We start from the raw sequence: 11,536 nt of genomic DNA, 5'->3' as shown, positions 1-11,536 counted from the left end.
GGGGCGAGGGGCTGCGTATCGGGATCCTCTTCGTCGAAGCCGGCGAGCACCTCGGCAAGCAGTGCCGCATCGCCGACCGAGCGCGCAAAGACGCCGACATGATCGAGCGCCCGCGACAAGAGCAGTGCGCCGCTCCGCGGAATCAGGCCGTGTGTCGGCTTGAAGCCGACCACGCCGCAGAAGGCGGCTGGGCGGATCACCGAGCCGTTGGTCTGCGAGCCGATGGCGCCCGGCACCATCAGCGCCGCAACGGCAGCAGCGGAGCCGGAAGACGAGCCGCCCGGCGTGTGATCCGGGTTGTGCGGATTTCGGGTCTTGCCCGGATTGAAGTAGGCGTACTCGGTCGTCACCGTCTTGCCGAGGATCACGGCTCCTGCCGCCCGCAGTCGCGCCACAGCCGCCGCATCTCGGCGCGGCGTGCGTCCGGCCCACAGTTTTGAACCGAATTCCGTCGGCATGTCGCCGGTGTCGAAGATATCCTTGATGCCGACGGGCACGCCATGCAGCGGGCCGATAGCTTTGCCCTGCTTGCGGCGATCGTCGGCAATTTCGGCCTGCAGCATCGCGTGGTCGCGATCGAGAAACGCCCACGCGTCGATATCGCGATCGACCTCATCGATGCGCTTGAGGCAGTCGCCGACGAGCTCCACCGAACTGAGCCGGCCGTCGCGGATGCCGGCAGCGGCTTCCGTGAGGCCGAGCGCATTGAGGCTCATGCGCACCCTTTCAGCGTCTTGCCCAACCCGCTCACCGCGATCCATAGAGGTAGCCGGGCAACCACAGCGCAATTCCCGGGAAGATATAGACCAGTGCCATGGTGAAGAAGACCAGGCCAACGAAGGGAAGCGCGCCGGAGAAGATGTCGGTGAGCTTCACCTGCGGCGGCGCCACGCCCTTCAGATAGAAGGCGGCCATCGCCACCGGCGGCGTGTTGAACGCCGTCTGCGTGTTCAGCGCAACCAGGATGCCGAAGAAGATCGGATCAATGCCGTACTGGGGAAGCAGCGGTAGGAAGATGGGCACGAAGATGATGATAATCTCGGTCCATTCCAGCGGCCAGCCGAGCAGGAAGATGATGGCCTGGGTCAGCAGCAGGAACTGCATCGGGGACAGATTCAACGAGGTGAAGAACTGCTCGACCACCGTCTGTCCGCCAAGGACGGCAAACACCGCGGAAAACGTCCATGAGCCGATGAAGAGGTAGCAGACCATCGCGGTGGCGCGCACGGTCAGATACACCGATTCCCGCATCATCGTGTAGTTGAGCGAACGATAGGCGGCCGCCAGGACGATGCTCATGAGGGCACCCACCGCCGCTGCCTCCGACGGCGTCGCCAAGCCGAACAGGATGGCGCCGAGCACAGAGACGATGAGGAGCGCGAGCGGCAGGAATGACGTGGCGAGCGCCCAGATCACCGTGGAGATCGGCACGTTGGTTTGCTCGGGCGGCAGCTTCGGCGCGAGCGCGGGATTGATGATCGCTCGAGCCATTGCATAGAGGATGTAGAGCAAGGCCAGCATGAACCCCGGAAAGAACGCGGCCGCATAAAGCTTGACCGCCGAAACGCCGGCGGTCGCCGCATAGACGATCAGCAGGATGCTCGGCGGAATCAGGATGCCGAGGCAACCGCCGGCGCAGACCACGCCTGCCGACAGCTTGGTGTCGTAACCGGCGCGCAACATCGCCGGCAAGGCCAGCAGGCCCATCAGCGTGACAACGGCGCCGACGATGCCGGTGGCGGTCGCGAACATCGCGCAGGTGATCAGCGTGGCCACCGCCAGCGCGCCCGGCACGTTCTTCATCGACAACTGCAGCGAGTAAAAAAGGCGGTCGAGAATGTTTGCGCGCTCGACCAGATAGCCCATGAACAGGAACAGCGGGACCGCGACCAACACGTCGCTGGACGTGACCTCGAACGTCTTCTGCACCAGAAGCGTGAAAATACGATTCTCGAAGAAGTCCTGGCCCGCCGTGTAATAGGCATAGTAGCCGAACGAGACGCCCATCGCCATCAGCGTGAAGGCAATCGGGAAGCCGAGCATGATGATGAAGATGAACAGGCCCAGCATCAGCATGCCGAGTTGGGGATCGGTCATGCGCCTGCTCCCTTCTCGCTCTGCTGCTCGGCCGCATGCTGCTGATGTTCGCGAATAATGAGGCTTTCGGTCTCCTCCACGTCGTGCAGGCGCTGCGGCCATTGGCCGGTGCGGATGCACAGCACGCAGCGGATGATTTCAGCCACTCCTTGCAGAAGTAGAAGGACACCAGTGGCCGGGATCAGCGCTTTCAGCGGAAACACCGGCACGCCGGCCGGACTGAAGATGCTGACTTCGCGGAAGCGCACCGACATATCGGCATAATTCCAGCCGGAATACATCAGCGCCGCGATCGCCGGCAGGAAGAACAAAATGTAGAGAACGAGGTCCATCGTCGCCTGAGTGCGCGGCGACCAGAGGCGGTAGACCACGTCGGCGCGCACATGACCGTTGCGCGAGAGCGTATAAGCGCCGGCCATCAGGAACATCGCGCCGTAGGTGATGTAGCTGATGTCGAAAGCCCAGGTGGTCGGCGCACGCAGCACGTAGCGCATGAACACCTCGTAGCTGACACCCAGCGTCAGGACGAGAATCAGCCAGGCGAACGCCTTTCCGACCCATGTGCTGAGCTCATCAATGAAGAAGAGAAATTTTTTCATGCGAACTTAACTCGCCGCGAGTCGCACATGCGGATGTCCCCCACCATTTTTCTTGACCGGGCGGCGCCTTGCCTGCGCCGCCCTTCGTTCATACTGCGTCAGCGTTAAGCGGCGAAAGCCGTCAGAGCTTGAGCACGCCGGGGAAGTGGTGCTCGAAGGCGCCACGGTAGTCCGTCGTGTTGTACGTGTTGTAGTAAACCACGCGGCGCACCCATGCCTTCTGCGAGTCCATCACCTTCTTCATGAACGGATCCGAACCGAGTTGGGCGATCAGGCCGTCCCATGCCTTGATCTGCGCTTCGAACACCGATTTCGGCGTCCGTACGACGTTGACCTTGTCCTTGGTGATCAGTTCCTGCAGGTCCTTGGAGTAATAGTCCATGGCCTTCCATTCGTTGGCCGATGAAACGGCTTCCGCTGCATACTGCAGAATGGCCTTGTGCTCCGCGGGCAGGGCGTTGAACTTGGTCTTGTTGAACATGATCTCGAAATATTCCGTCGCCTGATGGTGGCTGCCCATCATGTAGTTCTTGGCGACGTCCTGCGCGCCAAAGCGCCGGTCTGAGGTCGGATTGTTGAACTCGAACCCATCGATCACGCCGCGCTCCATGGCCGGCACGATCTCGCCGCCGGGAAGCTGCGCGACGGATGCCCCCATCGCCTGGAACAGATCGGCGGCAAGGCCCACTGTGCGATACTTCAGGCCTTTGAGATCAGCCTCGCTGGTGATGGGCTTCTTGAACCAGCCGAGCGGCTGGGTCGGCATCGGCATGGCGAAAAAGCTTTTGATGTTGACCTTCATGATCTGGGTCTGGAGCTCTTCGAACAGCTCGCGGCCGCCACCGTTGTGGATCCAGCCAAGGCCTTCATTGGCGTTGAAGCCGAACACCGGACCCGTGCCGAACAGCGAAGCTGCCTTGTGCTTGCCGTACCAGTAGACCGTCACCGTGTGAGCAGCGTCGATCTGGCCGCCATGCACGCCGTCGAACACCTGGAACGGATGCACGACCGAGCCGCCGACCAGATAGTCAATGCGCAGCCGACCCCCGGCCATCTCGTTGACGCGCTTCACATAGTCTTCGGCCATCTCGTTGAAGACGTCGGCTTTGCCCCACGAGCCCTGCATCTTCAGGGTCGCTGTCTGCGCCCGGCTGACCTGCGGCATCGCAATCACCGCGCCGCCGGCGGCGGCTGCCGTCAGGAAACGGCGGCGCGTTGTTTTTGTATCGCTACGCTTGCTCATGAGTTCCTCCCGGTTGAAAGATCGCCCGCTGCAGCGCGGGCTTGTTTTGTCTTGACACCAAGTCAAAGGCTTGCGCGGCACTTTGGCAAGTGGGAAGTGCGTTCGCTCATGGTGAATCGCGCATGCGGTAAGGCAGCGTCGGTGTTCGCAGGCGCGAAAAAGGACCTTCCCTTCCGCCCGGTGGAGCGAAGGCGCACCCAAGTCTTGCACTTTAGTCGCAGGAATATTGGTGGCGCGAAATCGGCGGCGGGTTAAACCAGATTGGCCGGTTTATTCCCGCGCCATTCTGCGCCCAATAGCCGCGTCACGTCATGCTCTTAGCGCATCAGCTCACGTGCTGCTGCCGGCCGCCGTTGCGACCACTGGCAAGACCTCGTTGGCGGCGCGGTCGGGGGTGTCTTCCTTCCAGCGTACCGAGCCGAACGGCCGCTCCAGCATGCGGCGTACGCGTATCGGATCGGGCCCGAGATGAAAGTCGATCGCGCGCTGGTGCAAGGCGCGCTCGGACTGCGTCGCGCGGCTGCGCTGGCGCAGATAATCAAGCCAGGTAGGGCAGTGGTAGCGCTCGGTCCACAATTCGGGGTCGGCGATGTCGCGCGCGATCGACCAGCCATAGGCGCCGTTGCGCTGGCGGCTGAGCTGCACTTCCTGCATCACGTTGTGGAAGGCGCGGGCGTTGTCCTGCGCGACGCGGTACTCTATCTCGACCACCAGCGGCCCGCTGCGTCCGGTCAGCGACAGCCGTACTTCGGGATCGGCAAGAACCTCGGTAGCATCCTCGTTGCGCGCACCGATCGGCGGCATCCGCAGCCAGATGCCGAGCAGCGGCGATATCAGCATCAGGCCGGCCGAAACCAAAAGCGCGATCTCCACGCCGGCGAGATCGGTCAGATGTCCCCAGCCCCAGCTTCCGATCGCAATGCCGCCGGCAATTGATGCCTGGAACGCCGCCAGCGAACGGCCCGCGACCCAGCGCGGCGCCGAAAGCTGCACGCCGATATTGAACAGGGCCACCGCCAGCATCCACACCGCGCCGGCGAGCACCAGGGCGATCGCCGTCAGGATGGCGTTGGTGCTCAGGGCGACGGCTGCGATCGCCCCGGCCATCGATATCGCACAGGCGCGCACCGCGGCCTCGCCGCTCATGCGCCGGCGCACCTCGCCGATATTGAGCGCGCCGAACACCGCGCCCATGCCGAAGGCCCCGAGCATGATGCCGTAGGTTTGCGCGCCGCCGTGCAGGAGATCGCGGGCAACCAGCGGCATCAGCGCCGAGATCGAGCCGCCGATCACGCCGGTGACCAATGTTCTGATCAGCACGATGCGGATCGACGGCGAGTTGGCGATGTAGCGCACGCCGGAGACCATGGCGCGGTTGAGACGTTCGCGCGGCAGGCGCGACGGCTCGCTGGTGCGCTTCCACAGAAACAGCACCACCATCAGCGGCAGGTACAGCACCGCGTTGACGGCAAATGCCGCCACTGCGCCCGCGGTCGCGACCACGATGCCGCCGACCGCCGGCCCGAAGCTGCGCGCGATGTTGTAGCTGATGCCGTTGAGCGCGACCGCCGCCGGCAGCGTTTCCGCCGGCACCTGTTCGCTGACCGAGGCTTGCCAGGCCGGCCCGAACAGCGCCATGCCGCTGCCGACCACGAAGCACAGCGCCAGCAGGATATTCGGCGTGACGAGGCCGAGCCATGCCAGCACCGTCAAAACGCTCGCGCCGACCAGCGCAATACCGAGCGAGACCAGCGCGACGACGCGCCGGTCGTGCATGTCGGCAATGGCGCCGGCCGGCATCGAGATCAGCATGATCGGCAGCATCAGCGCGGTCTGCACCAGCGCGACCTTGTCGGCGGAAGATGTCATCTGCGTCATCGCCCAGGCCGCGCCGACGCCCTGGATCAATATCCCCAGATTGGACACAAGACTGGCGAACCAGATGCGCCGGAACACGGCATGCCGCAACGGCGCTGCGATGCCGTCAGTCGCGAGACGCGAGCGTTTCGGCTGGTCGGTCATGATCTATTCCGTTGGACTTCTGTCACCGGCTTGATTCCATTCGTACTTAAAGTGATGCCTGCGAAAGCCCTGACCTGTCCAGTCGTCGCGCCGGGTTTGACGGTGCTATCGCACAGCCAAGGTATTGAAAAGCAACGGGAGGTTTCGAAATGAGGCTGTCGCGGCGGTTGATCCTGAAGAGCGCCGGAGCCTTGCCTTTGCTGGCTGGCGCATTCGGTTTTCCGCGCTTTGGTTTGCAGGCACGGGCGCAGATGCCGTCTGCTGCACCCGGGCCGGCGGGGGTTCCACCGATCCTGTTCGTTCATGGCAATGGCGACCACGCGGCGCTCTGGATCACGACATTATGGCGTATGGAATCGAACGGCGTACCGCACGAGCGAATGCTGGCCATCAATTTCACCAATCCCCTGGCGCGCGCCGACGACAAGGTGGAACAATCGAACCGTTCCTCGACCGAAGACCAGCGCCGCGAACTCGGCGAGGCCGTCAAGGAATTGCAGCGCCGCACCGGTGCGTCGCGCATTGCCCTCGTCGGTAATTCGCGCGGCGGCTACTCGATCCGCAACTACATCAAGAATGGCGGCGGCGCCGACATCAGCCGCGCCGTGCTGTGCGGCGTTCCCAACCACGGCATCTATGAATGGGACGAAGGGCTTGGGGGCGAATTCAACGGCCGCGGCCCGTTCCTGCGCAGCTTGAACGAAGGCGAGAACGAGGTAACGCCGGGTACGGCTTTCCTTACCTTGCGCAGCGACGGTATCGACAAATACGCACAAGCCGACGGGCGCTTCGTCGGCAAGCCGGGCACGCCGACCGGCGTGACGTCGGATAGCCCTGCGCTGAAGGGCGCGACCAATCTCGTGCTCGGCGCACTCGATCATCGCGAGGTCGCATTTCATCCGCGCGCATTTCGCGAGATCTACAGATTCATCGCAGGAAGAGAGCCGTCGCGCATCGAGATCGTGCCGGAAGCGGAAGTCAGACTGAGCGGACTTGTGACTGATACGCCGGGCGGCGTGGTCACCAACCGCCCGGTATCGGGCGCGAGGGTCGAAATCTACCGCGTCTCTCCGGAGACCGGCGAGCGGATCGGCAGCCCGATCCATTCTTCGCAAACCGGCGCCGGCGGCCGTTGGGGGCCGGTGCAGGTCGAGCCAACCTGGTATCTCGAAATCGTGCTGACATCGGCCGGCTCGCCCACGACGCATCTCTATCGCTCGCCGTTTCCGCGCTCCTCCGACGTGGTGCATCTGCGCGCCGCGCGCCCGCTCGGGCCGGCCGACGCCGGCGCGGGCGCCGTGGTCCTGATGTCACGTCCGAGGGGCTATTTCGGCTTGCCGCGGGACGTGGTGCTGATCGACGGCAAGGAGCCGAAGGACGTAAAATCCGGCGTGCCGACCGATTCAACTACGACCTTGCGGCTTGCCGCGGAGGAGGTTGGTCGGCCCGTAGTAGCCATGTTCAATACAGAGCGAATCGTAGCGCGGGCCTGGCCGGCCTCGGAAAACCGGATTGCGGTTGCCGAACTGACTTATTAGCTGTTTCCGACGGATGCGCCTTTGCGGCGCCCGGATCGTAGACTTACATACGATCGTGGCCCACATGAGCACAGCGATATGCGGGGCCTGGCACGGTCCCGGATTGCGCTGCGCTCCATCCGGGCTACGGGATAGGCGCCGATGAGTATTGCCGAAACCTACGACATGCCGGTGGCGCGAACGCCGCTGGTGCCGCCGAGCCCGCCGCGGGCGCCCGACAACATGACGGCGTTCGGGCGGATGAAGGCGATCCGCATAAGCCCGATCGGTAGCTGGGGCCAGCGGGCCTACGAGGAAGATATCGTCCAGGGCCGCTTTTTCGGACGCAGCACTTTCATTCTCAACGCGCCGGATGCGATCAAGCATGTACTGGTCGACAATTACGAAAACTATACCCGCACGCCGGCCGGCCTCCGCGTGCTGCGTCCGATCCTCGGCGAGGGCTTGCTGATTGCGGAAGGACGCGCCTGGAAGTATCAGCGCCGCACGCTGGCGCCGGCGTTTACGCCGCGCGCGGTGATGACGCTCATTCCGCACATGGTGGCGGCGACCGATGAGACGGTCGCCAAGCTCAGGGCGGCCAGCAACGCGCCTGTCGACCTGCGCGAAGCGATGCAGCGGATGACGCTCGAAATCGCCGGCCGCACCATGTTCTCGTTCGGGATGGATCGCCATGGCGCCGCGCTGCGCGACTTCGTGATGGAATATGGCGAGCGGCTCGCGCGCCCGCATTTTCTCGATATGCTGCTGCCGTTGAGCTGGCCGAGCCCGCAGGATATTTCGCGCGCCCGTTTCCGCAAGCGCTGGACGGCCTTCGTCGGCATGCTGATGGCCGAGCGCCGCGCCGCCGGCAAGAACGAGGGCGCGCCGGCGCGCGATCTGTTCGATCTGATGGGCGAGGCGCGCGATCCGGAAACCGGCGAGGCCTTCACCGATGACCAGCTCGGCGATCAGGTCGCGACCATGATTCTCGCCGGCCATGAGACGACGGCGACCGCACTGTTCTGGGCGCTCTATCTTCTGGCGCTCGATCCCGCCGTCCAGCAGGACGTCGCGAAGGAGGTGCAGGACGCCACCGTCGACGGCACGCTCGATATCGACCGGCTAAAATTCACCCGTGCGGTGATCGACGAGACCATGCGGCTCTATCCGCCGGCGTTCCTGATTGCGCGTGCGGCCAGCGGGCCGGACACGATCGCGGGGTTTCCGGTCAAGAAGAAGGACGTCATCCTGATCGCGCCGTGGCTGTTGCATCGCCACGAAAAACTCTGGCGCGATCCGAACGCCTTCATCCCGTCCCGTTTCATGACCGGCACGCCGCCCGATCGCTTCGCCTATCTGCCGTTCGGCGTTGGCGCGCGCGTCTGCATCGGCGCGCATTTCGCGCTGGTCGAGGCAACGCTGGCGCTGGCGAAGATGATCGGCGCGTTTCATGTCGATCTGGTCGACAAGGAGCCGGTGATTCCGATCGGCGTGGTGACGACACAGCCCGACCGTTCGCCGATGTTTTCCATCACGCCGCGGTAGTGTTGTCGACCAGGATGGGTTGGCATTCGTGGGAAGAAAACGCGGCAAACAGAAACAGAGCACCTTGCGAAGCCGCGTCGGGAACGTCATCTAGATTGTCAGCATGAGCGATACCCAGGCCCAGTTCTCAGTTCTGCGGCAGACCGCCGATCCCGCGGTCGTCGACGCCATTTCGCAGTTGATCGCAACGGGCGAGGATCGCGATCTCAACCGGATCAACCTGCTGGATTTTTCTGCGCGAAACGGGCTGGACGAGGAAAAGGTCATTTCGGCCTTCCTGCATTCGGCGCGGCTCGGGCTGTTCGACCTCAGCTGGAATGTCCTGTGCCCCGGCTGTGGTGGCGTGCTCGGCGCGCACAACACCCTGAAATCCCTTCGGCACGACGACTACAATTGCGCGTTATGCGCTCAGGGCTATGAGGCGTCCGTCGATGACCGCGTGGAGGTTTCTTTCACCGTCAGTCCGCGCGTCAGGCGCATCGCAGCGCACGATCCCAATACGTTGTCGATCTGGGAATATAACCGCCAGATGTTCTGGAGCTCGGGGATGGACCTGAGCGAGGAATCGATCACGCGGCTGATCGACGAGGTTTCACTCGAAGCCATCGAGCTGCCGGCGGGCGAGAAGGCGGTGCTGTCGCTGCAACTGCCCAATCAGTTCGTGATCGTATTCGAGCCGGTAACGCATTCGGCGCATTTTCTGGATATCCGGGGCGAGCCGACGCGCGAGCGGCAGCAGTTTTCTATCGTCTTCAACAAGCTGCACGCGCCGACCGGCACGACCGTGATGCGCCCCGGACCGTTGCGGCTAGCTCTCGAAAACCAGACCGACCACCGGGTGCTTCCCGCGGTCTGGATCGCGAACGATACGCTTCATGAGCTGCTCGGCAAGCGCAAGCCGATCCTGACCGCCAAGCGGATGCTGTCCAATCAGACCTTCCGCGACGTGTTCAAGGCGGACAATCTCAACGTCGATCAGCGCCTCAAGATCACCTCGCTGACCTTCCTGTTCACGGACCTCAAGGGCTCCACCGCGCTCTATGAGCGGGTCGGCGATCTCGCCGCCTTCGATCTGGTGCGGGCGCATTTCCATGCGCTGCTCGAAATCATTGCCTCGGAGAAGGGCGCGGTCGTGAAGACGATCGGTGATGCCGTGATGGCCACTTTCATCCGGCCGGAACATGCGATCGTTGCTGGCTTGCGCATGCGAGCGGCGATGGCGGCGCTCAATGCCGAGCGCGGCCGGGAGGATCTGATCGTCAAGATCGGCATCCACGAAGGCCCGTGCCTTGCGGTGATGCTGAACGAGCGCCAGGATTATTTCGGCCAGACCGTCAACATCGCTTCAAGGGTGCAGAGCCTGTCGACCTCGCAGGAGATCCACATCACCGGATCTGTGATCGAATCGCCGGCGGTCGCCACGATCCTTCAGAAAGAGGCGATCAGGCCGATTCAGAAAGAAGCGGCGCTGCGCGGCATCGCCGACAAGATGGTGGTGTACGAAATACCGTAGTCGTACTGCGTCATAAGACCCTCATGGTGAGGAGCGCGAAGCGCGTCTCGAACATGAGGCCCCGTCTGTGGCCTACAACCTTCGAGACGCCCGCTCTGCGGGCTCCTCAGGATGAGGGGTTTGAGCGGCCATGACGCAGAATGAGTTCGTGCTACTCGATCACGATCTCACCGGTCATGCCGAGTTCGGCGTGGGTCTTGCCGTCGCTGGTCTTGATGTCGCAGCGCAGGTCGCTGGCACGGCCGGCCGCGATCGGCACCAGCCACCATTCGGCGGATTGTCCCGGATAGACCTCGATCTCGCGGATCGCGCCCTTGAATTCGGCAAGCGTTACGGTCTTGCCGTTCTGCTGCTGCGTCACCTGCACCTTGCGCGTGAAAACCATCTGCGAGAACGCGTGCGAGGTGAAGTAATGCGGATCGTTGCTCGTGTTACGCAGGATCAGCTTGTAGAGCTTGCCGGTTTCAAACTTGAGTTGCTTCGGCGCGAATTCGTGTTTGCCGGGCGCGCCGAGATCGACGGTCATCTCAATTGGCGTCTGCCGCGACAGATCGCCGGCCGCAAGCGCAGCTCCCGAGGCGATTCCGAGCACAACGGCGGCGCCAAGCGCGAAGCGGAAGGTGATCATACGTGTTCCCCCGAAAATTACTCATTGAAACAACGAGTTCGCTTCTAATGCAAATGCGAATGATTTGCAATTGAATGACGCCTTGCTGCCTGCGGCAAATCGCGCGGGTCAGATCTTGGCGAACATATCCTGTCTTTCGAAGCACTCGGCGACGGCACTCTTGAATCTCAGCCCGCGCGCTTTGACTCAGCAACAAGCGACCGCTCTGTGACTGCCTGCAGGTACCGCTAAAGTTTCGATGCGGATGTTCTGATCACTTCAAAGGTGACGCCGATTTAATCTGCCCGTGCAGCCAGGCGTTGATTGCGGAGGCCAGATTTTCAACCCATATTCGACCTACAGGCTTTACACGATTTTGCAGGTAGATTG

The 11,536-nt window shown here is 63.0% G+C and carries 9 protein-coding genes; 3 read left to right on the top strand and 6 right to left on the bottom strand.

Annotation, left to right across the window (positions count from 1 at the left end; all coding sequences use genetic code 11):
* The 5 genes from GWE18_RS40000 to GWE18_RS39980 all read right to left on the bottom strand — a co-directional run.
* Window positions 1-716, bottom strand: a 716-nt coding sequence (locus GWE18_RS40000; protein ID WP_275191025.1) for an amidase, incomplete at its 3' end; no start/stop codon positions are given.
* A 31-nt stretch (window positions 717-747) separates the two neighbouring features.
* Window positions 748-2,097 (bottom strand): TRAP transporter large permease subunit, encoded by a 1,350-nt coding sequence (locus GWE18_RS39995; protein ID WP_275191024.1) that lies wholly within the window; start codon window positions 2,095-2,097, stop codon window positions 748-750.
* Window positions 2,094-2,696 carry a TRAP transporter small permease subunit gene (locus GWE18_RS39990; RefSeq protein ID WP_275191023.1) on the bottom strand — a complete coding sequence of 201 codons (603 nt, stop codon included), beginning with the start codon at window positions 2,694-2,696 and terminating at the stop codon, window positions 2,094-2,096. Before GWE18_RS39990 ends, GWE18_RS39995 begins: the two co-directional genes overlap by 4 nt.
* A 121-nt stretch (window positions 2,697-2,817) precedes the next feature.
* Complete coding sequence (locus tag GWE18_RS39985) at window positions 2,818-3,939, bottom strand: TRAP transporter substrate-binding protein (RefSeq protein ID WP_275191022.1); 1,122 nt, start codon at window positions 3,937-3,939, stop codon at window positions 2,818-2,820.
* 330 nt (window positions 3,940-4,269) lie between these two features.
* Entirely contained in the window at window positions 4,270-5,961 is a 1,692-nt protein-coding gene (locus GWE18_RS39980) for an MFS transporter (RefSeq protein ID WP_275191021.1), read from the bottom strand.
* A gap of 149 nt (window positions 5,962-6,110) precedes the next feature.
* Between GWE18_RS39980 and GWE18_RS39975 the strand changes: the two genes are divergently transcribed.
* The 3 genes from GWE18_RS39975 to GWE18_RS39965 all read left to right on the top strand — a co-directional run bounded on the left by GWE18_RS39975 (window position 6,111) and on the right by GWE18_RS39965 (window position 10,539).
* Window positions 6,111-7,499 (top strand): hydrolase, encoded by a 1,389-nt coding sequence (locus GWE18_RS39975; protein ID WP_275191020.1) that lies wholly within the window; start codon window positions 6,111-6,113, stop codon window positions 7,497-7,499.
* A 141-nt stretch (window positions 7,500-7,640) separates the two neighbouring features.
* Complete coding sequence (locus GWE18_RS39970; RefSeq protein ID WP_275191019.1) at window positions 7,641-9,026, top strand: cytochrome P450; 1,386 nt, start codon at window positions 7,641-7,643, stop codon at window positions 9,024-9,026.
* 103 nt (window positions 9,027-9,129) lie between these two features.
* On the top strand, window positions 9,130-10,539 hold the full coding sequence (locus tag GWE18_RS39965) for an adenylate/guanylate cyclase domain-containing protein (RefSeq protein WP_275191018.1): 1,410 nt from the start codon (window positions 9,130-9,132) through the stop codon (window positions 10,537-10,539).
* A 151-nt stretch (window positions 10,540-10,690) separates the two neighbouring features.
* On the opposite strand, the gene GWE18_RS39960 is transcribed toward GWE18_RS39965, so the two are convergent.
* A complete protein-coding gene (locus GWE18_RS39960) occupies window positions 10,691-11,167 on the bottom strand; it encodes a hypothetical protein (RefSeq protein ID WP_275191017.1) in 477 nt (158 codons plus the stop codon).
* Window positions 11,168-11,536: the final 369 nt, after the last annotated feature.

This window comes from Bradyrhizobium sp. CSA112, from assembly GCF_029051645.1.
In the GTDB taxonomy this organism is placed as follows: domain Bacteria; phylum Pseudomonadota; class Alphaproteobacteria; order Rhizobiales; family Xanthobacteraceae; genus Bradyrhizobium.
This window is presented reverse-complemented; position numbering and strand designations above follow the sequence as displayed.